This window comes from Oligoflexus sp. (assembly GCF_035712445.1).
In the GTDB taxonomy this organism is placed as follows: Bacteria; Bdellovibrionota_B; Oligoflexia; order Oligoflexales; family Oligoflexaceae; genus Oligoflexus.
Genome location: NZ_DASTAT010000143.1, coordinates 1 through 26,130 on the forward strand (window position 1 = coordinate 1; position 26,130 = coordinate 26,130).

20 protein-coding genes are annotated in these 26,130 nt (G+C 55.0%); 13 read left to right on the top strand and 7 right to left on the bottom strand.

Annotation, left to right across the window (positions count from 1 at the left end):
• Positions 1 to 579 precede the first annotated feature (579 nt).
• From VFO10_RS30210 to VFO10_RS30225, 4 genes are all read left to right on the top strand, one after another.
• Positions 580 to 1,425, top strand: coding sequence for an alpha/beta hydrolase (locus VFO10_RS30210; RefSeq protein WP_325145759.1), 846 nt, complete (start codon positions 580 to 582; stop codon positions 1,423 to 1,425).
• A 98-nt stretch (positions 1,426 to 1,523) separates the two neighbouring features.
• Positions 1,524 to 2,192 carry a hypothetical protein gene (locus tag VFO10_RS30215; RefSeq protein WP_325145760.1) on the top strand — a complete coding sequence of 223 codons (669 nt, stop codon included), beginning with the start codon at positions 1,524 to 1,526 and terminating at the stop codon, positions 2,190 to 2,192.
• A gap of 102 nt (positions 2,193 to 2,294) precedes the next feature.
• Positions 2,295 to 3,029: an ABC transporter ATP-binding protein gene (locus VFO10_RS30220; RefSeq protein ID WP_325145761.1), complete on the top strand. Its 735-nt coding sequence runs from the start codon at positions 2,295 to 2,297 to the stop codon at positions 3,027 to 3,029.
• The gene (locus tag VFO10_RS30225; protein WP_325145762.1) at positions 3,022 to 5,241 is read left to right on the top strand and encodes a CPBP family intramembrane glutamic endopeptidase; all 2,220 of its coding nucleotides are present in this window, start codon (positions 3,022 to 3,024) and stop codon (positions 5,239 to 5,241) included. Before VFO10_RS30220 ends, VFO10_RS30225 begins: the two co-directional genes overlap by 8 nt.
• On the opposite strand, the gene VFO10_RS30230 is transcribed toward VFO10_RS30225, so the two are convergent.
• Both VFO10_RS30230 and VFO10_RS30235 read right to left on the bottom strand, forming a co-directional pair.
• Entirely contained in the window at positions 5,238 to 7,232 is a 1,995-nt protein-coding gene (locus tag VFO10_RS30230) for an adenylate/guanylate cyclase domain-containing protein (RefSeq protein WP_325145763.1), read from the bottom strand. The two genes, VFO10_RS30225 and VFO10_RS30230, sit on opposite strands and share 4 nt — an antisense overlap.
• 52 nt (positions 7,233 to 7,284) lie before the next feature.
• The gene (locus tag VFO10_RS30235; RefSeq protein ID WP_325145764.1) at positions 7,285 to 9,291 is read right to left on the bottom strand and encodes an AsmA family protein; all 2,007 of its coding nucleotides are present in this window, start codon (positions 9,289 to 9,291) and stop codon (positions 7,285 to 7,287) included.
• 312 nt (positions 9,292 to 9,603) lie between these two features.
• Here VFO10_RS30235 and VFO10_RS30240 point away from each other — a divergent pair, with 312 nt between their 5' ends.
• From VFO10_RS30240 to VFO10_RS30250, 3 genes are all read left to right on the top strand, one after another.
• Positions 9,604 to 10,203 carry a hypothetical protein gene (locus tag VFO10_RS30240; RefSeq protein WP_325145765.1) on the top strand — a complete coding sequence of 200 codons (600 nt, stop codon included), beginning with the start codon at positions 9,604 to 9,606 and terminating at the stop codon, positions 10,201 to 10,203.
• Positions 10,178 to 10,522 (top strand): response regulator, encoded by a 345-nt coding sequence (locus VFO10_RS30245; protein WP_325145766.1) that lies wholly within the window; start codon positions 10,178 to 10,180, stop codon positions 10,520 to 10,522. Before VFO10_RS30240 ends, VFO10_RS30245 begins: the two co-directional genes overlap by 26 nt.
• Positions 10,523 to 10,750: 228 nt before the next feature.
• Positions 10,751 to 12,610, top strand: a complete 1,860-nt coding sequence (locus VFO10_RS30250) for a hypothetical protein (RefSeq protein ID WP_325145767.1) — start codon at positions 10,751 to 10,753, stop codon at positions 12,608 to 12,610.
• 119 nt (positions 12,611 to 12,729) lie between these two features.
• Here VFO10_RS30250 and VFO10_RS30255 read toward each other — a convergent pair whose 3' ends face one another.
• A complete protein-coding gene (locus VFO10_RS30255; RefSeq protein WP_325145768.1) occupies positions 12,730 to 13,179 on the bottom strand; it encodes a DUF421 domain-containing protein in 450 nt (149 codons plus the stop codon).
• A gap of 15 nt (positions 13,180 to 13,194) precedes the next feature.
• A complete protein-coding gene (locus VFO10_RS30260) occupies positions 13,195 to 13,692 on the bottom strand; it encodes a hypothetical protein (RefSeq protein WP_325145769.1) in 498 nt (165 codons plus the stop codon).
• A gap of 171 nt (positions 13,693 to 13,863) precedes the next feature.
• Here VFO10_RS30260 and VFO10_RS30265 point away from each other — a divergent pair, with 171 nt between their 5' ends.
• Positions 13,864 to 14,460 (top strand): isochorismatase family cysteine hydrolase, encoded by a 597-nt coding sequence (locus VFO10_RS30265; protein ID WP_325145770.1) that lies wholly within the window; start codon positions 13,864 to 13,866, stop codon positions 14,458 to 14,460.
• On the opposite strand, the gene VFO10_RS30270 is transcribed toward VFO10_RS30265, so the two are convergent.
• Positions 14,441 to 17,089: a 7TM diverse intracellular signaling domain-containing protein gene (locus tag VFO10_RS30270; protein WP_325145771.1), complete on the bottom strand. Its 2,649-nt coding sequence runs from the start codon at positions 17,087 to 17,089 to the stop codon at positions 14,441 to 14,443. The two genes, VFO10_RS30265 and VFO10_RS30270, sit on opposite strands and share 20 nt — an antisense overlap.
• Before the next feature lie 166 nt (positions 17,090 to 17,255).
• On the opposite strand from VFO10_RS30270, the gene VFO10_RS30275 reads away from it, so the two are divergent.
• A complete protein-coding gene (locus VFO10_RS30275) occupies positions 17,256 to 19,025 on the top strand; it encodes a hypothetical protein (RefSeq protein ID WP_325145772.1) in 1,770 nt (589 codons plus the stop codon).
• A 3-nt stretch (positions 19,026 to 19,028) separates the two neighbouring features.
• On the opposite strand, the gene VFO10_RS30280 is transcribed toward VFO10_RS30275, so the two are convergent.
• Complete coding sequence (locus VFO10_RS30280) at positions 19,029 to 20,303, bottom strand: phospholipase D-like domain-containing protein (protein WP_325145773.1); 1,275 nt, start codon at positions 20,301 to 20,303, stop codon at positions 19,029 to 19,031.
• 146 nt (positions 20,304 to 20,449) lie between these two features.
• On the opposite strand from VFO10_RS30280, the gene VFO10_RS30285 reads away from it, so the two are divergent.
• A complete protein-coding gene (locus VFO10_RS30285; RefSeq protein ID WP_325145774.1) occupies positions 20,450 to 21,298 on the top strand; it encodes a zinc dependent phospholipase C family protein in 849 nt (282 codons plus the stop codon).
• Here VFO10_RS30285 and VFO10_RS30290 read toward each other — a convergent pair.
• Entirely contained in the window at positions 21,295 to 22,563 is a 1,269-nt protein-coding gene (locus VFO10_RS30290) for a S8/S53 family peptidase (RefSeq protein WP_325145775.1), read from the bottom strand. The two genes, VFO10_RS30285 and VFO10_RS30290, sit on opposite strands and share 4 nt — an antisense overlap.
• A gap of 140 nt (positions 22,564 to 22,703) precedes the next feature.
• On the opposite strand from VFO10_RS30290, the gene VFO10_RS30295 reads away from it, so the two are divergent.
• From VFO10_RS30295 to VFO10_RS30305, 3 genes are read left to right on the top strand one after another with little or no spacing between them, the layout of a single operon-like run.
• Positions 22,704 to 23,834: a metallophosphoesterase gene (locus VFO10_RS30295; RefSeq protein WP_325145776.1), complete on the top strand. Its 1,131-nt coding sequence runs from the start codon at positions 22,704 to 22,706 to the stop codon at positions 23,832 to 23,834.
• Positions 23,831 to 24,859 (top strand): MBL fold metallo-hydrolase, encoded by a 1,029-nt coding sequence (locus tag VFO10_RS30300; protein WP_325145777.1) that lies wholly within the window; start codon positions 23,831 to 23,833, stop codon positions 24,857 to 24,859. The genes VFO10_RS30295 and VFO10_RS30300 overlap by 4 nt, the downstream gene beginning before the upstream one ends.
• A 16-nt stretch (positions 24,860 to 24,875) precedes the next feature.
• Positions 24,876 to 25,991 carry an alpha/beta hydrolase gene (locus tag VFO10_RS30305; RefSeq protein ID WP_325145778.1) on the top strand — a complete coding sequence of 372 codons (1,116 nt, stop codon included), beginning with the start codon at positions 24,876 to 24,878 and terminating at the stop codon, positions 25,989 to 25,991.
• The last annotated feature ends 139 nt before the right edge of the window (positions 25,992 to 26,130 follow it).

Sequence of the window (26,130 nt, forward strand, 5' to 3'; positions counted from 1 at the left end):
TGCTTTGTCGGATCTTTACAAGCTGGTACGAACTGTGCAAATTGCAGGGGGTCTTCGGACGATCCTACAATTTTTCGAAAGGGTGATACTATGAAACGTTCCGTCAGCATCTCCACTGCACTGCTGCTTTCCGTAGCTGCATTCGCCTGCACCAAGAAAAATACAGGCATGGAGGGCAACAACAATCAGGCTGAGCCCCAAACTCAGAGCGCTCCTGACACAACAACTCCAAGCGCGACAACCACCACACCTTCCGCCACAGACACAACTGGAACGACTGGCACAACCACCGCTCCAGGCACAACAACCGACACAACCACTGGCACTTCTTTGAATCAGCCAGCACCAACCACCAACTGTCCAGATCCCAGCAGTCCTGGCTATGACGCCAGCAAAGTGGATCCTGCCTGTGCAACCGGCGCTGCTGGCACACCTGGCACCACAACACCTACGACTCCTTCGGACGCAACCCGTCCTACCACAACTCCGTAACTTTCGGATGGCTGCCCTGCCTTGAGCAGGGTGGCTCTCTCCACACTTTCCGCTATACTCACTGTTCTTCATCCTGGAGGACAGACCATGACCGAACGCATGATTTCAAGCGGCAACGCCACCATCTGTACGGAATCCTTTGGCCAGCCTGATCGTCCTGCTCTGCTTCTGATCATGGGCGCCTGCTCGTCCATGCTGTGGTGGCCTCGGGCTTTCTGCGAACGTCTGGCGGACTCGGGTTTCCACGTCATTCGCTATGACAATCGCGACACGGGTCGCTCCACCTGCTATGAGCCCGGCACCATCAACTATATGCTGGATGTGATGATGGAGGACGCAGCTGCGGTTTTGGACGCCTATGGTCTGAAATCGGCAGCGATCGTGGGGGCGTCGTTGGGCGGAATGATAGGCCAGCTGCTGGCGCTCAAACATCCCGAACGGGTCCGGCAGTTGACCCTTATGATTTCAGGTCCTGTGGCGGTGGAACCGGATGTGAACCTGCCGCCTATCGACCAGAAAGTTTTGAATCATCACGCCCATGGCGGCGCGATTGATTGGGGGCATGAGGCCTCGGCGCTCGACTACATGGTGGGCGGCTGGGGCGTGTCGGCGGGAACGCGGCATCCCTTTCCTGACGATCTTTTACGGTCGATCGCTCGGGAGGAATTTCATCGCTCCACCTGCCTTGTCTGCATGTATAATCACGCGCTGCTCAGCGGCGGAGAATGGGCCATGGGACAGTTGGATCAGATCAAGGCCCCGACCCTTATCCTTCACGGAACCGATGATCCGGTGCTGCCCTTTCCCCACGCGGAATACCTGGCCCGCAAGATTCCCAAGGCGAAGCTGGTCGCACTGAAAGGGGCCGGGCATGAGCTGCATCCGGGTGATTGGGACCTTATGATCGACGAAATGAAGGCGATGATACTTTAAACCTTCGCGTTTCCACTGCTTAGTATTCTTTCATCCGATTTTCACTATTTTGGCTGGGGTTTCATCCCCAGCGTATGATGATCGGAGCAGTTAAAAACATGAAGATAGTGGAAAGGCTAAGAACAATCATCGTGACGACATTTACTCTTGGTTCCAGTCTTGGAGCGACTCATGCTCAAGCCACAGATATGCGATCGACCTTCAAATCCCCTTTAATCGTAGGCGCCAGCGTCAGTGGCGGCTATGCCGCGCCGGGTCCCGGCACGCTTCTGAGCGCGCGTTATACAGAACCCAAAAATGTGCGGACCATCGCCTATAATGGAACGCCCGGACATGTGGTGCTGAAAAACCTTGGACAAGGCAGTCTGAAGGATCATTCGATCATTATCGGCGTCGACCTTTTTTTCTGGGATTCCATCTACCCGACAGGAGCGGCCAGCGTCGCGGCCTTGCAGAGGCTGGTGCATGAGGCGGAAAGCGCGAAGGTTCCGCTGATCCTCGGGGACATTCCGGAACTCATTCCGGGCCTGCAAAGTCAAAGGACGCTTTTGAATCAGAAACTGCAGGACGCCTGCGCCCGTTATAGCCAATGCTATCTGGTGCCGCTGAGCGAAGTCTTCCAGCGGATTCAAAGGGACCGTTTCCTGGTCTATCAGTCGCAGCGCTATACGTTTCGCGAACTGCTGCCGGATGGTCTGCACCTTGGACCTGTTGCCAGCGCTTACATTGCGGATATGATCGAAACCATGATGCAAAAACGCGGCTGAGAACGTTATTTTCTGTCAATGGGGCGAGCCCGGTTGCGACCGGGCTTCAGCCCATGCTAAGTCCTCCGGCAGGCTTTCGCTTCCTGTAACGCCCGAGGACTTATGATCAGCACCCGCCTTCTGACCAAAAAATACTCCGAAACTGCGGCCATTCAGAATCTGAACCTGGATGTTCAGCCTGGAGCCATCTACGGCTTTTTGGGCACCAACGGGGCGGGCAAGACCACCACGATTAAAATTCTGATGGGACTTCTGGTTCCAACCTCGGGTTCAGCCACGATTGCGGGGCTTGATACCCGGAAGGATCGCCTGGCGATCAAGCGCAAGGTCGGCTATCTGCCGGATACTCCCCTTTTTCCCAGCTTTTTGAAGGGCCGCGAGATACTCGAAATGGCCGGTGAACTGCACGGACTTTCGCGGGCCGAGGCCAAAGGTCGGGCCGCGGAGCTTTTGGAGTGGCTTGGGCTTCACGATGCAGCCGAGGAATACAGTGAGCAGTATTCGATCGGCATGAAAAAACGTTTGGGACTTGGCTGCGCGACAGTTCATGATCCCGAGGTTTATCTTTTGGACGAACCCACCAATGGCCTGGACCCTTATGCCACGCGCCTTGTCGGTGAGTGGATTCAAAAGCAGTCGCAGGCGGGGAAAACCATCCTGCTCTCGACCCATCGCCTGGATATGGCGGAGCGGGTGTGTTCGCACCTGGGGATCATTCACAAGGGTCGCTTGATCACGCAGGGCGAACTTGCGACCATTCGCGGCCGAATGCACGCGGACGACCTGGAAGACATTTTCTTTGCCGTGACTGAGGGCGAGGCCGTGCACCATGCGTGAGACTCTGGCAACCAGTTCTGTGCTTTTGCGCTATGGCTGGCGTTCCACTTTGGGGGCTTTTCTCTCGAAACAGCAAAGCCTCACCTTGCGCGCGCTGATGGTCTTCTCCTTCAGTTATATGCCCCTCATGTATTTTTATCAGAACTATAAAACCCTGAAGAGTCTGGGGGACAGTGAATCCCTGCAAATCCTGCTCGTCGATTGGAAGCTTCCTCCGGCGGCTTTTGTCGCAACCTCCCAGGTCTGGTCGGGTCTGCCGCAGATGGTATGGCTCGGCATCTCTGTTATCCTCCTGGCTATCTTTTTCGTGAGCATACTCGCGGTTCACCTTACAGCTTATCGTAAAGAAGGCGACCCGGACCTTGAATGGATGCAGACCTTTCCGATCACCACGCGCTCGATCCTTTGGGGGCGCCTCCTGCAATCCACCATGCTTCAGCCTTATTTCTTTCTGCTTGTTCTGCCTATTCTTCTCTGCTTTGCCATCGTCCGTGGAGAAAATCTGGCCTTCAGCATCGTGACCGCATCACTGATCGGCTGGATGGTAATGCTGGGGACTTCGAGCCTGGGAATGATCTTCAACTGCTTCGTCAGCTTGCGCCTGACTGCGGGGAGGCAGCGGGACATCCGTTTTCTTGCCACCTTCCTTTTGATCGCAGCCTTCTTTTCGGTCTATTTCCCTTACATTTCGCATGAAGGCGTGTTCTGGCGAACGATTTTCTGGATGTCCCCCTTTCTTCAGGACAGCCTTGCCATTCACTTCATGGAACGGCTTCTGCGCAGCGACGCTTCGAGCATCATCCCGCTGTTATCCCTGCTTGCCGGCGTCCTGGTCCTGGCCCATGGCAGCGTTGTTATCAGCGCGGGAATCGTGGCCCGGGGTTCGGAAGCTCAAGACGAGCCGATCAAAAAGGAATCGCGTTTCCTTGCGAGCCTTTTGAATCTTTTTAATCCCATCGTTCGCCGTGAGCTTCGTACTCTCATCCGCGACAGGTCGCAGTGGGCGACCCTCATGACCGGACCTCTTTTGGCCCTTGCCTTCGTCATCTATAACAGCTTCGGCATCGAGAGTCTCCCGCACGGGCGGAGCTTTCTGACGCTATGCCTTATGCTGTATATTTTGATGATCGGCCTTTCCTTGCAGATGATCTTTCAGCGGGAAAGGCCCGGTCTTTGGTTTTACGCGGCGACGCCGGTGCTTTTGAGCGACGTCCTGCGCGCGCAGAGTAAGGTTGCCTCCGTTCTTTTCGGACTGGTCTATGCAGTGGCCTTTGTGGTTTTCGTCCCGTCAGGCTTCTGGCAGGATACGGATTCCCTCGTGCGTCTGCCCTTGGGTCTTTACTTTGCTTTGACTGCGGAAAAGCACTTCCGAACTGTGGCGCTCCTTTCCTATGCGCCGGCTCGCGAAAACACTGTGGTCAAGCCCCTTCATTTTATGATCTGGCTTGCTCTGACACCGGCTTTGACCTTTCTCGTTCTCAAGGGCGAGGTCTGGAGCGTGGGCGCTTTCCTGATTCTCTTCACGGGCCTTGCGCATACTTTTGAAAAGAAAGTCCTGGCTCTTGAACATGACCTTATAGATCCGAGTTACCCCATTCCCTGCAAGGCGGATCTTGCGCAGGGCTTCCTCGCGGCCTTGATCTATGTCTGCGCGCTGATGACGACCCATGGCATCGCTTCATTTTTCAACTTGAATCTTTCCGTTCAGTTCCTGACCGCGGCCGTTACCCTCTGGGGTCTTCATTGCTATTACAGTGCCTGCACTGCCGAAGACGTCCCCGTCTATTTCGCGGCTGTGCGCTTTCTCGATCTTCTCTTTCTTGGAATGGGGTGCGCGTTCATCCTGCGGACGGCAGGCCTATGGGATAGGGTGACGAGCGGTTCGGCTTTTCTGGAGCATATTTATAGTCTGAGCCACTATCCTGCAGCCCCGGCGACGGCCGTGCTGCTCTTTATTGTGATCGCACGGTCGGTGACTGAGGAACTTATTTTCCGTGGTCTTATTCAACGCGGCCTTGCGTCGCGGATGGCAATGCCTCTCGCACTGATCATCAGCGCGGGCCTGACAACCCTTTGCCATAAGCCCCAGGACTTCGGCCCGATCTTTCTTACATCGCTCGGTTCCGGGTTTCTTTATCACCGCACCAAGATTCTTTGGCCTGGAATAGCTCTGGCGATTGCCGTTCAGAGCTTAAGACTCTTTGGTTTTTAAATAGCGGCGGGTAAACGCTCGCGCTCCAATTCGAAGATCTCCTGACTCTCCTTCATGCCCCGCACAGAACGGGAACCCAGGGTTCGAACGGCATGATGCGGGAGATAGCGTACCGCACTCTGGCTCAAAAGGATCTGCCCCGGATTGGCCATGTTTTCAATGCGGGACGCAAGGTTTACGGCGTCCCCGATCACAGTATAATCCGAGCGCTTTTCACTCCCGAAACTGCCGACGATCGCCTCGCCCTGATTGATGCCGACGCGCAGTTCAAAACTGACCCCAAATTCCCGGAGCCAGATCGCATTTTTTTCGTCCATGGCCCGCACCAGATTCTGTGCACAGGCCACTGCCCTTTTCACCTGAGCCTCGGGCGTCAGATCCAAAGGCGCTCCAAAGAGCACCATCACGCAATCGCCCATGAATTTATCTATGGTGCCGTTTTCTGCAAAAACCACGTCGGTGGCCATATGCATCCACTGATTCAAAAGCCGCGCGATCCGATCCGTGCCCAGCTGCTCGGCCTTCGCTGTGAAATCGACCAGATCAGCGAAGAGGATCGTGACCACGCGTTTTTGGGGCTCTTCATCCAGTCGTGAACGTCCGAGGCGGATTTCCTCGACCAGGGCCGGCGGCAGAAAGCGGGAGAGAATACGGGTCTGCAGATACTGCTGAAGCTTTTGCATGCGCTGCGCCTGGATCTGCCGGCGCCAAAGATCAAAGATGATGAGACCCAGAAGCACAAGGAGCGCCGCGCTTCCATAAAACGTCAATTCGGATTGCTTCTGCGCCAGATCCAGTTCCATCCGGCTGATTTTGTTTTCAAGCCGGTTGCGATCGGATTCGGCGCGAGCGCGAGCCAGCTCCAATCCATCGACCGACTGGGCCATCCGCAGTTTATTCTGGGGACTGATCTTCAACTGATAGAAGTTCTGAAACTGCTTTAAAATAGCCATTTCAAGCGCGGAGGTCAGCGGCAGCTGCAGGATCTCGGCGGTCATATGCTGAATCACATCACCCTGGGTGGCGTCGGGAAGCTGGGCGCAGCGCTGAAGATTGGCCGCATTCCCGAGCCTTTGCCTCACGATTTCGGTATAGCATGCAAGAAAGCTGATACGCATGGCACTTTCCGCATACTTGGAAAAATCCAGAAGGTCCAGCTTTTCACGGGCATCCTTGCCCTGCCCCAGATGAGAAAGGGCAAGAGCCGAGAAAACCAGCGCGTCCTGGGCATAGAGCGTGCCCTTGTCCACGCGACTGAAATGCTCCAGGGCTTTTTGGTAATCCTGAAAAGCAAAAAGCTGGGCGACGCCCTGATTATAGGCCATATCACTGGCCTCGGCGGTCAGACCGCGCGCCCGCATGCGACTTTCATTTTCAGCATAGATGGCAAGACCCTGGCGGACGATGGCGGGACTGTTGCCTGGATCCACATAGAGCCTTGCGATCGCGCTTAAAAGAAGGGAACGCAAAAGCCAGGATTTCTCGGGCAGTCCAGCAATAGCCTTATGAACGAGGTTACTGGCCCGACCAAAATCAAAATGATCGGTCATGAGCCCCAGAGCATCGTAAGCGACCCAGCCGGCGATTTCACTTTCGGGCTCGGTTTTCTGGGCGAGTTCGAAGAAATTCTCCAGACGGCTGACCTTCGGCAGATAGTCAAGGCTGGTGTCATGCATCGTGAAGGTGGTGAGCAGAAGATAATCGTCAGCACGCGGCTGGAACTGCTTTTTCACCCTTTGGAAGGCTTCATGATCACCATATTCCGCAAAAAAAAGGAACTGGCGACGGGCCGCATAGAGCTGCTCATCGGAAAGGTCCTGGCGTTCCAGGTATTCCGCAAGCGCCTTCAGTTCCTGAGACCGCTCGGCCGAGGCCGGCAGATTCAGCTGAGGGCGTATGAACTTCTTATAGGGAATCTCATAGCGGCCGAGATCGGCCCATGCAGGCTTTGCAAAAAAGCCCATGACGAGCCATAAGAGAAAAAATCTCATGGGAATCACCAGACCTCCAACCTATAGCGGGAAGTCCAGTTTATCATGGTTTTTACCTAGTCACACGTCCTGACTTCCCAGTTGAAAGTTTATTGGCTTTCTGTTGGACTTCGTTCAGCTCAGAAAGCACGCCCCGGCATTTGCCCTTCTCGTCGAGCCCGGTTTCGATCAGGGGCACCAGAGCCGCGATAGGATTGACAAGTGTCCCTAGGGCGACGGCCAGTCCCGAACGGGTTAGAAGCTCCTCGCGCTGCAGGCTGACCTTGATATCATTGAGGGGCCCCTTCACTTCGATGGGGGAACGCAGGCTGCCGATGCTGAAGTCATGAACGTGGGCCTTCAGCTCAAAATCCACCTTGTTGGCCACCAGGTTCACCTCGCCTTTGCCGATGATGCTGGTATCCTTGGTCGCAATTAAAAATGTCCTGGTTTTGATAGCGCCGTCCCCGGCTTCAAAAGCCGTGAGCGCGCATTGGATATCATAGAGCGGATGCTTGTTGAACCAGTTGCTCAGGGTCTGCGTGACGTCGATGCCAAAGGCCTCGATCACGGTGCCGGAAAGTTTGCCATCCTCGATGGCCAGTTCGATCGGTCCACGGACGGAACGGGCCATTTCCATCGGCGTTTTGCCCTTCATCTTCAGATCCAGCTGTCCGGTCAGAAGCCCCTGGGCCATGTCCGAAGGCTTCATATCCATCACGGGCACCTCTTTCGCCAGGGGCCCGAGCAAGGTATTCAGGTTGATCCGCTTCGCCCCCAGTTCGATCTGCACATCCAGGGGCAGTTGACGGCCATCCACCAGAAAGCGGCCCCCGATATGACCCGACGCCACCGCGAATGTCACGGGATCAATCTTCAGATCGCCGTTATTCATTTTGATCGTCGCGTCCCAGGCGTGAATCGCGCGGCCGCTTTTTTCCCCGACATAGCGGTTCACGAGAAAACGCAGATCCACATCGGCCAGCTTCATGATGGAATTATCAATGACCTTATCCGAAAAATACTGCCCAGGAGCCTTCGGTGGTTCATTGGCCGGTTTGTAGCGCTGATCGGTTTTGAAGAGCCCATTGAAGTCCGCCTGGGTCAGGACCGGTGACTCCACTTTGCCCGTGATCTTCGGACGGCGCGAACGCAGGTCGACTTGAAGGTTGCCGTTCACTTCGCTCTTGCCGAGTTTGATGTCGATTTTATGGAATTTGAAGTATTTGTCTTCCACCCGCGAATCAAAGGCGATCTGATAAGCTGGCAGACGCCCTATGTTCAAACGGAAGAGTTTTTTGATCTGCTCGATATCGGGTCCTTTGGCTTTGACAGTGAAATCCCCAGTGCCCTCGGCAAAAGCCAGCGCGCCTTTTACGCTCAGATCCTGCTGCCCGAGGTCAGCCTTGAGCTGAAAGGGAAAGGGTTTGTCCTCGTCCTGAAAGGCTTCCAACGTTCCGGTCTGTCCTTCGATTTTCCAAGGAAGCTCATCGAACTTTCCCTCGCCCAGGAGCCTCGGCGTCGGATCATCCTTGGGCGCTTCGATTTGAAAGCGTTCGATGCTGACCTTCAATGGTTCTTTTTTCTCAAGGCTCTCATAGCGAAACTGGGCATCGGTGATGGACGCCAGGTTGATAAAAATTTTAGGCAGCCTGTCCAGGATCTCGGCAGCGCTCGTGTCGTCCTCCTGCGGCTCTTCCTTGGCCTGCTCTTTGACTTCCTTCAGGTTGAGGCGCACTTGATCCAGAGTCAGGCTCTGCACCAGGAGCTGATCCTTGAAGAGCAAGGGCCATGTGGCAATGCGCACCTGCGCCGGACCGGTGCTGAAGCTTTCCAGCGCGGCATCCTTGTCGGCCATGTGCATCTTGAGGCGAGCCACCTCCACTTCCATGGAGCGCCACAATTGAAGGCGAATGCCGTCAAGCTCATCAATGCGAACGCTTGTGTAACGTTCCGCATTGCGAATCAAAAAATCCCTATGCTTGTTCCAATCCACAAGATTGATCACGAGGAAGAGCGAGAGAACCAGCGTGACAAAGACGGCCACGATTCCTGCAATAATTTTAAGAAAGGTGCGCATGGTGGAGATCCTCAGCCGGGGAAAATCCCGTGGGAACCATCCTACAACGCTTACCGGAGACAGAAAATGCTGGTAAATTACGTCATTTCTGTCTCATTTTTCCTGCACCGCGAGCGGGCATGACGCATGACAGCCGCGCACAAAGCAGGCATGACGGTCGCGCACAAAACGGGCAAGGCTGACGTGCGCGGCGCATGGAGCGCAGGATCTTGACTGAATTATGATTTTTTCCGCTGAATTACCGATCTTCGTGGAATTTGCCGGAACGTATGAGCATTCTGAGCCCGCGGGGCAGGAACCACGGAGGACGTCATGAATAGGGAGCGTCGTGAGCCAGAGACCGCGTATTTCCCTCCGAAATCCTATCGTTTGAATGCCGACGATCACTTTGTTTGGTTCTCGCCTGAATGGAATCTTGAATTCCGGGATACCCTAGGTGAATCCTATGACGCAGAGGACTACCTCGGCCGCTCTTTTTATGAACTCCTCGATGGGGTCGAGATTCAATTGATCTACCGTTCCGTCTTCCGCAGCGTGAGGCGGACCCATGGACAAAGACTCAGCCTGACCTTGCGCTGTGACAGATTTCCGCTGAAGATCTTCATGAGGCAGGATTTGAGTGGTTATGATGATGGTTCCATTGGCGTTCAACTTTCCTATACCAAGCTGGAGATTGTATCCATGCCACAGCCAGCCCTCTCTCTTGATCAGAATCAACCATTAAAAATGTGCAGCTGGTGCCAGTCCATTTTCGATTCTGTAAAAGTCACATGGCTGCCACTTGAGAAGGCTCTCGGTTACTTTCCTCTCTTGCATGACCATGAGCTTCCTGTTATCACGCACGGGTGCTGCCCCGTTTGCTATCAAACTCTGCGAGGCAAATTACATGAATATTCTGGTGGTCGACGATGATGCTGTGATGGTGGAACTCCTTCAGTATTTTCTGGAAGAGATTGGGATGTCGGTGATAACGGCTCACAGTCCACCTGAAGCTCTGCCCTACCTTCAAAAACAGAAACTGGATCTTGTGCTCTCCGATGCTGTCATGCCCGGCGGTGGCTACGAACGCCTCCTGAGCGACATTCAGAACACGCAGCCGGATCTGCCGGTGATTCTTATGTCCGGCTATGGTGCCTTTGATTTGAACCTGCCCCCTGACCAAACCCGAGGTTTCTGGCGCAAAGGCGAAGGCATCGATCATCTGCTCGATCTGGTCAAGGCCGTGAATTGATTCCGTCCTGAGCAAACGGCTCCCGCTCCGCAACGCGTTGGATCGCGTGCGGCCCCACCTCGATATGCCTATACAAATGACGCTGCATTTCCCATGAAAACCCATAAATTTGTGGCAAATGTCTAAAATCATGAATCAATCAAAGAAAACTGAAAAATAAAGCTCAACCATTGCGGATGAGTTCACTATACTCGCTCATCGAAGGACAATTTATTCAGAAGGAAAGCAATGCGAATGCGATTTGCCTGGCTACTCTTGTTTTTTTGGTTCGGTCGTCCGCTTCTGGCTGTCGATGGCAGTCCACCCACTCAAACCCTTTCAGCAGGCGGTTATCACACCTGTGCCCTGCGCAATAGCCAGGTCTATTGCTGGGGCTACGGGCTCCTGGGCCAGCTGGGTCAAGGGCAGCATGAAAACGAATCCCATGCTTCGCTCGTCACAGGACTTGGCAGTGACGTAACTCAAATCGCTACCGGCGAGCTGCACACCTGCGCTGTAAAAAAAACGGGTGAGGTGTACTGCTGGGGCTTCAGTTACACCGGAGCCGTTGGCAATGGCCAATCACGGATGAACACGGGCTTCGGCTCTTACATGATTCCATCAGCCACGCTGCAGCCAACCCGAGTCCAAGGCCTGGATGGGATTCGAATCACTCAACTGGCTGCAAGCAACAACTCCACCTGTGGTCTGAGCGCGACGGGTGATGTGTACTGCTGGGGAGCTGGCTCTGATTTTCAGCTCGGTGATCAAAAATCAGGAATCATGAATCACTCGGGAATCGCCCGCAAGGCCACGTCCCTGCCGTCCAAGGCCGTTTCCATTCACGGTGCCGAAAATGGGTTCTGTGCGATCACGACGAATCAACAGCTCATGTGCTGGGGTTTCGTGGTGGCAGCCACCCAGAAGTCCTATCCCATGACCAACATGACCCCCAACCTTCTAACAGTGAAAAGCCTCGCCCTCGGGGATACGCATTCCTGCTTTGTCGATGCGAATCAGAAGCTTTATTGCATCGGTGATAACTGGTATCAGCAGACGGGTCTGCCCGATACGGCGGATGCCTGGACGCCAGTCGGCACCGAACGCTGGAAGAGCGTCGACACTTATAAAAAAACCAGCTGCGGCATCACTGCAGCCGGCGAAGTGAAATGCTGGGGACTTTGTCTTTATGGCCTTTGCGGGGATACGAGCAAGAGCGTACTGCCGTCGCCTGAGCAGGGTCAGGATGTGTTCCGCTTCAGTTCTGATAAACCGATGACCATTCCGGGCGTCAGCAACGCCCTTGAAATCGCGGTCGGGGCTCGGCACGCCTGTGCGATGCTGAGTACGGGTGCGATCAAATGCTGGGGCAGTGGTTTTTTGGGACAGTTGGGCCAGGGATCCAGTGAACAGACCGCGAATCCTGTCACCGTGAATTTTTTAAACGGGACAGACTCCGCGGCCTGGTGGAAAGGTCTTAAAGTCACACCGGGCCAGCTTCAGGAAGCCCTGAACGATCTGGCTGTTTGGACCCAGCAGGAAAGCCGTAAGTCGATCTATTATTCCAAGTCGCTGGTCGCTCTGCCGCTGGACAGCGGACTGCGTGCGATCAATAAGAACAACTACAACAACATCTATGGCTTCGGCTATTACCACTGGATCCTGCGGAAGTCCGCTAAGTTTCTGCAGCTTCTGTTCCCGGATCGCGCCGTCACCGTACTGCGCGTGAATACGAACTATCCATACTCCAACCCGCAGTCGCAAGAGGATGCGCATGATCACGGACTGGATGCCGACCTTGGCTATATCCTGGAAAATCCAGATGATCCGCGGTCTCCGATTGATCTCGAAGCTCAGTTCTGGTTCACTTATATGATGTATAGCGAAGCCGCGCAGGTGACCGGACACCGCTATTCAGGTTTTTCCTATATTCACGAGCTGGAATCCTATCTTTACAAAGCCAAGGACGAGGCGCTGGTCGACAGCCGTTTCACCTTTACCAAGATGATGGATCCCTGGGAGTTCTATCACGTCTCTCATTTTCACTTTGGTATCAACCCTTGTGCGGCAAGCATACAGATGACGTCGGAGGGGCCGCGCTGCCGTTAAAGAGGCCGGACTCCGGGACCTGGGCCGCTGCCGTTAATCGAGCCCAACTCAAGGCCCATGTTGCCTTTCATAACAAATCCCGCTTCTTGAGGGTGGCCATCAGGTCACCCTCTTTTCTTTCAGGACTTCGCTTCCGGAATGATGGAAATGCCGCCGTGCGTTTCCAGAACGGCAAACTTGATCTGATCCATGCGTTCCAAGCCGTGATGCTCCCGAGCTGAAGCCAGGATATCATCCACTTCGATGCGGGCGGCCGCCATGCGCTCTTTTACAGGCTTGCCGTTCTCCACGATCAGGACCGGCCGGCTGTTCATCAGATGATTGAAGCGCGGCACCCGATAGCCCACGACCGAAAGCAGGATGTCGAGCCCCACCAGAGTGATAATGATCAAAAAGGAATTGGTCAGGGAATTATCATTCTGATTCAAAGCACTCTGGACCGTTTCACTGATGATAAGAAGCAGCACGAAATCAAAGGTCGTCGTTTCCGCCAGGCTGCGTTTGCCCGCAATCCTAAAAATAAGCCACACGAAAAAATAAGTCACCGTACCACGAATGATGCTGTCCATAGTCCTCTCGCCATCTCAGGGATAGACGAACTGGCGAAAGACATAACCGTCTTCGCCATTCACGAAAATTTTTCCTTCCAAGATCCCGATTTTCTGTGGCTCCAGGCGGAACTGCACCTTCACAGGCTCCCCGGTGCCGGTGGCGGTGAACCAAAAGAGAATCTGATCTCCATGCGCACTCGATTCAGGATCTGGCTGAATTCTTTCGAGGCGAAAATTGTGCATGTAACCGTTCGAAAAGGCGATGGCCACAACGCCGGATTCACCAGTCTGCGGCGGGATTTCAATCTCAAGGCTGGTCAGGTCGCCGAAATGGAGGAAGCGATCGTACTTCATCTGAAACTGCTCGCTTCTTAGAACGGTTTCGCTTAAATATCCGTTCCCGAACAGACCCAGCATGGCCGCCACGACCACGAGGGCCATGAACACCCAGCCGGCTCTTTCAAAGATCTTTTCCGTACGAAGGAAGGCCGGGTCGGCAAGAAAATCAAAACTCGTCTTGTTTTCCGACATAGTTCACCACCTGCTCGCGGATGATGCATTTTTCATGCTAGTCGCACGCACGCTGGTTTTGTAGGATAGGCCGGGTTTTTGCCCGCAGCCGCTCGCCGAGCATTCAGACTGGGTGAAGGTTGCCTGTAGGCTGGAATCTGCAGGGGAATGACCCAGAAAGGGGGAATGGATTTGCCACGCCGCTCAGCCGATCTTCATGGAAATGCACCCCATGAATCCAAACAGGCCCTTGTGATTATTGATGCCATCAATGATCTGGAGTGGGAAGGCGCGGAACCTTTAAGGCGAACAGCCGTGAAGGTGGCCAAGGCCATCGCCCATCTAAAAGCCAGAGCCACCGCGGCCCGCGTGCCTTGCATCTATGTGAATGATAACTTCGGAATGTGGCGCTCGGATTTCCATGCGCAGGTGGATCACTGCGCCGAAAGTCCTTATGGTGGACCCGTCGTTGCGCTCTTGCGGCCGAACCCGGAGGATTACTATATCCTGAAAGCGAAGCATTCCGGCTTCTACGCGAGTCCTTTGCATCTGCTGCTCGATCACATCAAAGCCGAGGAACTCATACTCACGGGTTTTACCACCGATAGCTGCGTGCTCTTCACAGCCACGGATGCCTATCTGCGCGATTATCGCGTGACCATACCCGAGGACTGCGTAGCCTCATGCCATGCCAGGGATCATAAAAGGTCTTTGGAGCTGTTGGAGAGTTCGATCAAGGCCCGGATCGTGGCCTCGCGCGCGATACGTTTCAAGCGGCCTCATGCGTGAGCTGACGCTTGATTTCCAGTTCCACGGTGCTGCCGTGGCCAGAGGTGGATTCCAGATGAATATGTCCACCCAGTTCGCGAATCGCTTGAATCACGCCTTCCAGCCCCACGCCGCGGCCGGCTTCCATGCTGACTGATTTTTGGGTGCTATGCCCCCCACGGCTCACGACTTCAATCAGATCGACCCAGCTTAGGCGACTGATCGCAGCCGCTGGCTTGCCTGTAAGCTCCTGGGCGCGTTCTTCCCAATAACTCCGATCGAAGCCTCGTCCATCGTCCCGGATGACCAGACGCAAAGCCTCCGGGCTTTCACTGAATTCGACATGGATATGGGCTTTCGGATTCTTGCCGAGACGCTCGCGATCTTCATCGAGGCCATGCACGATGGCATTTCTGAGGATATGAACCAAAAACTCCAGAGCCATCTCTTCCTTATGGGAACGCACCCGCACCTCACCGCCGATGACCTGAATCGTGACGGGACGGTTCAGACGAAACGCGAGGCTCTGGGAACTGTCCACGATAGGCTGGACTATCATATGCACGGGTTTGGCGAGCACGTCCTGGATCCAGCCCCTTACGTCCTGCTGAAGCGTGGGCTCCTGGCGCTTATCGACCAGGTTTTCCAGCTGCTGCAGCTGAGTCAGCGTCACGCGTGTTTCGTGCTGGCTATTCGGGCCCCAGACTGTTTTCAGTATGGTGTCATGCGCCGACAGGAAATCCCGGAACATATTTTCCAGGGTTTGAAGGTCAGCGGCACTCAGCTGACGGCCTTCTTCAAGTCTGTGCAGGCGCTTTGCGATCGCCTGCAGTCCGAAGACCATGCTGTTGCCCTTGAGCGTATGAAGCAGGAAAGCCTGCTCCCTTGCATCCACAGAGGCCTTGAGGCGGCCGATGAAATCATAGCTGTGATGAATGAACTGGCGGAAGGCTTCGATGTCCTGCAGGATCTTAATCAGAATGCGATGGCGTCTGGCCTCGCGTTTTTGCTTTTTGAGTTCGGTGACATCCTGAATGGTGAAGAGAAGGTTTTTGATGCCCCCGGTTTCGTCCCTCAGGATCTTGCAGTCCAGGCGCAACGAGCGTCCGCCTTGTTTGATGGCTGAAGGGAGCTGAGCTAGGGAAACGCTGGCCGGCATCGTATCCTGAAAGATCTGCGACCAGGCCAGATCCCAGATTTTTTTGCGAAAGGGATCCAGTTCGAGCAGTTCGGAAAAACGCTGCCCCTCTTGCAGAATCCGACCCAAAAGCTGATGGCAGGATTGCGAGAAGCCTTTCACGATCGTCCCATTCGGTGCCACGATCACAAAACCGCTGGCCACGTTATCGAGGATGGTGCGAATGGTTTCGGTCCGTTCCGCGACGAGGCCTTCGACTTGAGCCAGATGATTCTGCAGCTCTTCATTGAGCCCGCGAATCAAGCGATTCGCCTGAGCCCTGATGAACTGCACGCGATGACCCACGGCGAGCGACATCAAAAGGCCCTGCATGACAAGGCCGATGAAGTTTCCATACTGAATCACATGCGGGGCGTGATAAATGCCAAGCAGGTTGAAGGTCAAAAAGATATTGGCCGCCAGGAAGGTGACCGAAGCCAGAAAATAATAAGCTGCCGGTTTGTAGCCCCGGATCATGGCCACGACACTGGTAATGATCATGCACAGCGAGCCAATCCCCACGGTGACGCTGACAATCCGGGTCAGCGTATTGAAGTCGATGAAAGGCGTCAGCAGGATGGGAGCCAGCGCAAAGAGCAGAAGGCCGCGAAAAAAATTCAGGAATCCGGGCGCGGTTTTTTTAAGGGAAAGAAAGTAGATGGTGAAAAGGATACCGGAAAAATTGGTCAAAGACCCCACGACGACATAGCCTTCATTTTCCAGCCAGGCGGATATCCGCGGCTGGACCAGATAGGGCCAAATGTTTTGCATCGCGATTTGCAGGAGGATCATGCAGAGCAGAAAGAGAGTGTAATAGGCATAAGTCCGGCTGCGCAGCGAAAGGGCCAGGAAGCTGTTATAGAAAAAGAGCGCGATCAAAAAGCCGAACAGCCCGCCAATGATCAGGGTATCGACGAAATGATGACCTTTGAAGGCGGCTTCGCGCCATAGATAGAGCGAAAGGATATTCGTGCCGCGAGACTCGGTGCGGAGGTAATAGACGTTGGTCCCGGGATAGGCTTTCACCGTAAAGGTCGGGCTGCGGAAAGGAAAGGGATCGGTGCGAAGCTCGTTGCGGTCCCCCTGGTGGTCCACCTGCATGCGGCCATCCGGATCTTTCTGATAGAAGCTGATGTGATCGGTCAGCGCATAACGGCTTTCAAGCATCAAAGACTGCGGGCTGGCTTCGGGATTATGAATGACAATCCGCAGCCACAGTTCACCCTTGATGAAGGTGGGGCCCGGAATATCCTTTGCGGAAGGCACAAAATTGCCATCATAGCGGCCTTCGAACACCTGGGAAGGATCGAGAGGTTCGCTTTGGTTTTCCCAAAAAGACAGCCGCGCCCCCAGGAATAGCCCTTGCTTAGCCTGAACGCGCGCCAGATCGATAACAGGAAGCTCAAGCGCAGCAAGCGCCACAGCCGGACCAAGGCCCAGCCAGAAGGCTATCCAAATTAAAAATCTGCGCATGAAGATTCCCCGTTCTGTGTTCCGCATCGGTACTCTGGGGAAAACATTAAGAGGGGAACGCCAGGACGCCCGAGTAGGAATCCACCTACATCTAGGCACTTTGTGGCAAATTTTCTATAAGCGAAAAGGGGGCGTGGTGCCTCCATGTTGCGAATGGGGCGGATCCATGAAGCGTTGGGTTAAAATTGTTGCCTTTCTCATGCTGGGTTTAGGCAGCCTGGAACTCGTTTGGGTCATTGCGGCCAATCGTTATCTTCAGAGCCAGGATTTTCAGGAGCTGCTTCAGAAGGGGGATCTGAAGATAAGCTTTGAGAAAGCCTCCAGCTCCTGGCCCGGCCAGGTGCATGTCAAATCCTTGACGCTGGAAAACGCCAGCACGCGGCTGGACATGCCCGAGGCCGATCTGCACCTCAGCCTTATGGGGCTGGCCGGCAGGCGCATCATCTTCTGGTCTGCGGCCGGGGAAGGAGGAAGCTTCGCTTTTGAACCCTCAGCACCGACGGCAGAAGGGGCATCGGGCACCCAGAACCATCGCGCTTCACCGCCTCCCGCGGGCGAGGACAGTCAAGAAAGCGATTGGAGCGTTCATTTTCAAAAGCTGCGCTTCAGGAATCTGCAGCAGTTGAAAGTCGGCTCATTTACGGCCAAAGGGGCGATGGATATCAGCGCCGAACTGCATATCGCAGACGAGGACAGGGTCCGCGTGCGCGACGGCCGCGTGCAGCTTACCGCCGTGGAAACGCAATGGAAGGATCGAAACCTGGCGATCCTGCAGACGCTGAAGGGTCGATTCGAACTCGATCCCTTCACCGAGAACGACGAGCTTCTGCGAAAACTCTCGCTCGATGTTCAGGGCGAAGCCGAGCTTGAGCAGGGCCGGGTCCTGCAGAATGTGATCGTCGATGCTCCCTGGCTGCATATCAAGGGCCTGAATCTAAAAAGCAGCGGCCGCATCGTTTTGAAACAGGGGCAGCTCATGGAACCCACGCGGCTGACGTTTCAATCGGATCGCATGGAACTGGAACTCTGGAAAGAAACAGTGGCCGGTCATGGCACGCTGACTCTGAACGTGGACAAGAATCTGGCCCTGGACTTTGCGATTCCCAAATTCACTGTTGATCATGAAGGCAAGGGCATGGTGGATGTCAGCGGCCGCGATTTGAGTTTGAAGCTGGCCACCGAGGACAGGGATCTTTTAAGTCGCGACCGGGTGTGGCAAGCGGCTCTGGTTCTGCCGGAAAGCACGATTCATGATCTGAAGTACTTCAATCACTTCATGCCGCAGGGCCTCGGCTTTCAATTCCGCTCAGGCCAGGGAACCTTCGCTCTTCATTTGGATTCGGCCAGCACGCAAGGAAACTTCATTCGCGTGGACGCTCCCGCCGCGGCCATAGCCTATGAAAAACAGGAGTTCTTCGGGCGCGTGCATCAGGATCTGTCGATCGGCGACATTGATTTCGTCCAGGAAGGATTCACGGTTCCCAAGGGTGAACTGACTCTGAACGTGCGGCCAGGCGGCAAGGACTCCAGGGAGCCTGAATGGGCGGGCCAGCTGAGCCTGAGCCAAGGACGGATCGAGGTTACGCCCTCGCGTTTTGAAGGCATAATCAAGCTTAAAGCTGCGGATCTTCGGCCCTTGCTCTGGATCTTCGATCCGCAATCCAAGCTGCCCGATTGGTCGCGTAAACTTTTTCACAAGGATCAACTGGCCGCTCAGTTTCAGCTGAAGGCGGATGAAAACAGCTATACGATCGACCAGTTCAAGGCCGAGACGGACGAACTGAAACTCGAAGCCTGGTATCAGGGCAGTCAGGACAAAAAACGCGGAAAACTCTTCATGCGCTATGGGGCCATCAGCGCGGGCATCGCGGTCCACGATGATGATTTCAAAGTGAAGCTGCTCAGCTCGCGCGAATGGTTTCAAAAACGTCAGTAACTCTTAGAGCTGGCTCCGCAACCAGGAGGCGGGGACCTCCAAAACCCGGCGATACCAGGGTCGATCCTTCCAATGGTCCCAGGTGACCAGCCGCGAACGCGCCTTGTCCTTTTCAAAGGCCTCGGTTTCCGTAGCGGCAAACTTTCGATCGAAGACATTCAGGTTGGCTTCATCGTTCAGCTGAAAGGACCGATTGTCAAAGTTGGTGGACCCGACCGTGACGAAGACATCATCCACGATCATGACCTTGGTGTGATACATGGTGGGCTGATAGAGATAAATCCTGACCCCGGCCTTCAGCAGATCACCCCAAAGAGCCTCGGACGCAAGACGGGTCAGCGGCTGATCGTTGTAGGGTCCTGGCATGATGACTTCAATGGAAACCCCGCGTTTTCGGGCTAAAATCATCTGTTCCATGGCCAGATCATCCGGGACGAAATAGGCGTTGGCAATACGCACGCTGCGCGTGGCCGAGGCGATGGCCAGAAGATACATGAGCCGTACCGATTCATCATTGCCGCCGGCGCTGCTGGTAAACATTTGCGCCTCGGCGTCGCCGACGTGGGGCAAAGGCGGAAAATATTCATCACCGTGCAGGAGTTCAGGGCTGACCTTCATCCAATTCAGCATGAACGCCCCCTGCATCTCGCCGACCACTGGCCCCTCGACCTTAAAGTGCGAATCCCGCCAGTGATCAGGGTCCTGGGCATCACCCTGCCATTCATCTCCGATCCCGACGCCGCCGGTGAATCCCACGCGGCCATCGACGACCAGAATGCGCCGATGGGTACGATTATTCAAACGATTCAGAGTATACCATTTCAAAGGACGATAGAACTGCACCTGGATGCCGGCTTTGTTCATCTGCTCGACATATCCATCATCAATATTGGACGAGCCCACCCAGTCGATCAGAATGTGGACCTTCACGCCTTCGCGGGCTTTCTGGCAAAGAGCTTCCGTGAAGATACGCCCAATCTCGCCTTTCCAGTAAATATAGATCTCAAAGTTGATGGATTCTTTGGCCCCGCGGATGGCCTCCAGCATGGCCGGAAAAATCTCGTTCCCGTTGTGCAGCGCCTGCACCCGATTGCCTTCCGTCACCGGATCGCCCAGGAGACGATTCAGAGAGCGTCTGAACGCAGGGCTGTCCACTTCGTAGAGAGGCTGAATCACGTGCTTGAGACGCGTATCACCGCTCGACCAATTGAGCGCCAGGAGTATGAAAAAACTTGTGACCAAAGCGGATACGATTGCAATACGCCAGCGTCGCAGCATCAGAGGGTCCTCCTCACTCGGTCCAGTGCATGGTTGATGCCAGAGCTCTTGATCCTGTCTTTCCGAAAAATTGATTGGCCTTGGACTCAGGGTCTGGCTAAGGTCGGGGCCAGGAATTCTTCATAGAAAAGAAAGGGACTCGCATTATGCGTCGATTGTTCGGTGTCGTGATCGCACTCGGCCTCTCTGTTTCCAGTAGTCTTTTGGCGTCGGGCATGACGCTGCATATCTGGATGGCGGAAAAGGCTGCGAATGAATACGTTCAGATTCCTGAACTGCGCGCCTTCCTTCAGGAACAGGCCGCCGCTTATAAAAACGGTTCGATCTTCCCCGATTCGGGCTACACCATCAATCATCCTTTCGGCGAATATGCCCACTGGCACAATTTTTTGAACGCCTACTATGATGAAATCAATGAACGCTGCCCCGAACTGAGCAGCGGGCCTTGTCGGAAGGCCTTTGCTCACATGCTCGGGTCCCTGGCCCATAGCCTGGGGGATGTGAATTTCGATCGGCACTTCGTCACAGCGGAAGCCGACCACGATCACGGCGGGGATATCGACAAGGCCCAGACCTTCACCGATCCAGGCTGCGATTTTCTGGCTATTTTGGAGCATAAGCGCGGTTTTAAAATCCCCGATCTCGATCTGCCAATGGATGAACTTATCGGGGCTTTCGCGCGCGGTGGTGAGGTCGCGGTCACAGCCGAGGAAATGAAAAAGGGTGCGGCCATTCAAAAACTGGCGTTGGTCGGCGAGCCTTTGGGCAGTCCCTTCACCTATCTCTATTACAAAAGCAGGATGCCCTGGGCGTCGAAAAACTATCTGGACGCTCGCGGCGGCGTGAATGATACCGCACGGCGCATAGCCTATGCCTGGGAACTTGTATGGATTCGCTATCATCGGCAGGAATCCACCGCGGATCTTTTCAACTCCGTCGGTGGCTGGCCCTTTGTCGATTTTTATATAGCCGATCAGCTGATGGAGGACTTTTAAAGCGTGGGATGACCCCGCCCCCATTCCCTTGCGGGATGCTGGCGAAGGTCGGCTTTTTCCAGCATCGCCGCATACACGGCGGCGCGTGAAGCAGCCCCCGTTTCATCGGGATAAAGCGCCCGGCGTTCTTCCAGCAGAAGCGCAGCCCAGGCGCTGATCTGCGGCGCGGCGAAGGAACTGCCGGATTCAAACGTTTCTGTCGAAGGGCTATAAATGCCTTCGGCGGGAACAGCGAGCGTCCGCTTCTGCACGGGAAGGTAGTCACCCGGAATGGTCGCCGTCAAAGCCAATTCCTCGGCAAAAAGTCCCAGATTCAGAGCGAAGAGTTCAAGGCCGGCAGCGGCTTCTTCCTGATAAAGTTCACGGATGAGCTTCAAATCATAAGCGGTCAGACTTGAAACAGGGCCAAGACCTTTTTCCACACGGGGACGTGTCAGTTGACCAAAGAGGTCACTGCCGGTATTGCCAAGGGCTTTGACCAAAATCCCCTGCCTTGTCCAGCGACGCAGCGCCTCTTCAAATACCTTATCCACTCCATGCGTGCGTGGATCCTCGGGAAACGCCCGGCTCAGATTGATGATATCAAGGTCCTGTCTCGCGGCCAGATGCTGCATGGCTGCAGCATAGGATTGGGCATCCGAGGCCACGGGAAGAATGCTGGCCTCAGGAGCAAGCTCCAGTATGACGTCAATCACCGTATTGCCATGGGAAAGCCCGACCGGACGGCCGAAAACCAGCGGTTTCTCAATAAAGGCTTTGGGATAACTCCGCCTTTGTTCATCGAGCTGTTCCATTTCAAAGACATCAAAGACCACGATGCGAATCCCCCGCCCTTGACGCGTGAGTTTCAAGGGACCAAGGCCCAGACCCGAAAATCCGGGATGAATCGCCCTAACATAATGGGTGATGGCCTTTTGAAAATCCGAAAGCAGGCCGCGGCTTGCAATGAATTCATCATGAAGGCGTGCCTGCTCCTCGGGGCTCATGCCTTCAAAAAGAATGGTCACAAGGCCCAGGAAATCCGCAAGACGCGACGGCCATTGGGCGATACGCTGTTCATCAAAGAGGCGACGAACGGTCCTCTGATCCGGAGCCCCAGGCAGCTTATAAAAAGCCGGAATAATCGCCTTGAGATCAGCCTCAGCTTCAAAGCCATGCATAGTTTCCAGGCGGTTCAGGGCGGCCGTCAACTCAGCCTCTCCGGCATATGCCCTGGGCAAAAGAAGGGTCCATGTCAGCAGTATCGCAGCCATCCATCGCTTCATCGTCGCGTGCTCCCATTCGATCAGGCCGCGGTCATAGCATGAATCCGTGGGAAAGGAAATGGCGATGCCGTGCGCCCCTGGCCTCGACGGCCTCGCTGAAAACGCTTAATATACAAAAGGATTTCACCGGAGTTGATTGCATGCGTCGTCTTCTGAATCCTTTCGCTTTGGTCCTCACCACTCTCCTGGCCGCTGGCTATTCGTATCTGGCTCTGCGCCTGTTCGAAAGCACCGCAGCGCGCCTTCTTCTGGCCTTGCCCGTGATCTGTATCTGGATCATTCCGGTTTTCTTCTGGAGCCGTAACAAGGAAGTCCATACCGAACGCGACGAAATCCTGCAGGGCGTGGCCTATGTTTGCATGGGCTGGCTGAATTTCCTGATGGTGCTGACGTTGATGCGTGATGCCGCCTGGCTTTTGAGCCACTGGTTTTTGCCGGGTGAATGGGCCGTGCGGCTTATGAATCCGGGGTCCATCATCGTGGTCATCGCGTCCTTAGTGGCTTTGATCCTTGGCATGCTGATCGCCTTCGGGGGACCGCGCGTTGTGGAGATCGATGTTCCGGTCGATAACTTGGATCCTGCCTTTGATGGCTTTCGCATCGCGCAAATCAGCGATCTGCATGTCAGCTTCATCATTCGCCGTCCCTATGTGCAGAGCGTGGTGGATAAGGTCAACGCTTTAAAAGCCGACCTCGTGGTCCTGACCGGCGACATCGTCGATGGCAGCGTGCAGAAACTAAAAACCTATGTGGAGCCCCTCGCCTCGCTGGCCCCGGCCGCGCAGCGTTATCTGATCCTTGGCAATCATGAATACTATGCCGGCGTTCGATCATGGATCGATCACTTCAGGACTCTGGGGCTCAATGTTCTCCTGAACGAATATCAGACCATTCATCATAATGGTTCCACCCTCCATCTGGGAGGCGTCGTCGATCCCGCCGGCACTGCGATGGGTGAAGGGCCCAGCCCGGAAAAAGCCCTCGGTCCCGACGGTCTGCGCATCCTCCTGGCCCACAATCCCAAACTCGCGGGAGCCTCGGCGCCTTTGGGTTACGATCTGATGCTGTCCGGTCACACGCACGCCGGGCAGTTCTATCCCTGGAACCTCGCTGTTCGCCTCGTGCATGCTCCGCATGTCGTCGGCCTTTCGCGTGAAGGGAAAATGTGGGTGTATGTGAATCCCGGCACGGGCAGCTGGGGACCACCGATTCGCCTGGGAACAAGACCTGAATTAACTCTGATCCGTCTTGTGAGGGCCCGGCCCGCATGAAAAACTATCGAATGTGGTTTCTCGTCTTTCTGCTCGGCTGTCGCACAGGTTCGTATGAAGGTCCGACCTCGGATCATTTCGATGGCGAGCGTTTTTTTCAGCCCGGTGTCACCTCGCACAAAAGTTTTCTCGATCTCCTTCGCTGGCGTTTGACCGGCGATCGCGCGGAGTGGCCCGAATGGGTTCCCAATACCGAGGAACCCAATCTGCCCGCCGAGGTCATGCCGGGTGAGATCGTCGTCACCTTCGTCAATCACGCCACGCTTCTGATTCAACTGCCAGGACTCAATATCCTCACCGATCCCAGCTGGTCAGAGCGCGCCAGCCCGGTAAGCTGGGCAGGACCCAAGCGTGTGCGGGCCCCCGGCCTGCCGTTTGAAAAGCTGCCTAAGATTCATGCCGTCCTGGTCTCGCACAATCATTATGATCATCTGGATGTTCCCACCTTGCAGCGGCTTGCCGTTGAGCATGAGGCTGCGATCTTTGTCCCGCTTGGAGACAAAGGCTGGCTTGAAAACGAAGGCGTCACGCGCGTGCAGGAAATGGACTGGGGTCAGTCCATCCCTTTAGGTCCTGCCGTCCAGGCCTTCTTCACACCAAGTCAGCACTGGTCCGCGCGCGGACTCTTTGATCGCAACCGCAGCCTTTGGGGATCGTGGCTTTTGCAATTCGGCGAGCACCGCCTCTATTTTGCGGGTGATACGGGCTACGGCCCGCATTTTGAAAAGATAAAAAAAGACTACGGCAAAGTCTGGCTTGCTCTTCTGCCTATCGGTGCGTATGAGCCTCGTTGGTTCATGAAGGATGCGCACATCAATCCCGCGGAAGCCGTGCAGGCCCATCAGGATCTCGGGGCCACGCGAAGTCTCGGCATGCATTACGGCTGCTGGCAGCTGACGGATGAAGCCATAGATCGGCCGGTTCAGGATTTGCATGAGGCCCTGCGTGCTGCGCAAATTCCAAGCGCGGATTTTGAAGCGGCCGTGGTCGGAAGAACTTATCGGTTTCGTCCCGACTCTCCGTAAAAGCGAAGGAGAAAACATGCGGGCCCTGGCTATCCTCATTTTCGCAGCGTCTGCCACATCCTGTGCCACTCACCCCTGCACCTGGTCGGATGTTTATGAAAAATCCTCTCACTGCGAGAATGATGTGTGTGCTCCGCCTCCACCGGAGCACGGGCCTGGATCAGCCAATTCCCCTCACGCATCCGTTCAGCGCCTTGTTCTTGGCAAGGATGCCTCCGATCCTTTGCATACTGTTATCTATATTCCTGCCGCACCGCAGCCTACCACAGCGCCCGTTGTTCTTTTTTTGCATGGATATTTCGATGCCGAGCCGGAACCTTATGAGGTCATGCTGCAGCATATCGCCCGCAAAGGTTTCATTGTCATCTATCCGAGCTATGGACATCCCCTGAAGCCTCAGGAATGGGCCCAGAATGCACGCGATGCGATGCAGAAGGCTCTCAGCACTCTGGAGCAGGAAACCGCGGTCAAAGCCGATCGCAACCGCGTGGCCTTTATCGGGCATTCGATTGGTGGCATCCTCGCTCTGCACCTTGCGCAAAAAAACCAAAGCGATCCTGCATTCGCTCTGCCCCAGCCCCGTCTGATTATTACGCTCGACGCAGCAGGCAGCACATCCCTCGCCTATCCGTTTATATCTATAGATAAGGATAGTCTCAGTCGTTTACCCAAGGAGACCTGGCTTCTTCTGGTTATGGCAGAGGAAACTTATCAATACCGAGAGAAGGATCCCGAAAAATGCGCGGATCAAACCAAACCGCCCACGGAAAACTGCAGCTCGTTCGCTCTCAATCGTTTAGCGTTTCTCAAAAGTGATAAAATTCCGCTCGCGCATAAATCAGCTTTGATGATTCCGAGCGATCAGGAAGGTGACGTTCAGCTCCGCTCCGAGCATAACGCTGTCCAGGGTGATTGCGGCTTCTTCGCGAAGCCCATTGATGCCGTCGATACCTGGGGCTACTGGAAGCTCACCGTCGGGGCTCTATCGCATGTCCTGCTGCAAGATCCTCGTGATTATGCCTTTGCTGAAAGCGAAAACCGACGCGCCTTCGGCACCTGGAGCAACGGCCGCAAAGCCCGTCCGATCACTTCACTCCGATCCTGTTTTCTGCAAGGCGACTGCCCACCCTGACTCGCGCCTTTGGATGAGTATGTACATAAAGTTCGGTATTGCCCCACTTGAGTTTCCTTGTGGTATGTTAATGGGCCTCGAACAGACAGCAATGTGGGACTCCTTTCCAAAGCCACCCGACTTGTCGCCTGTCACATAA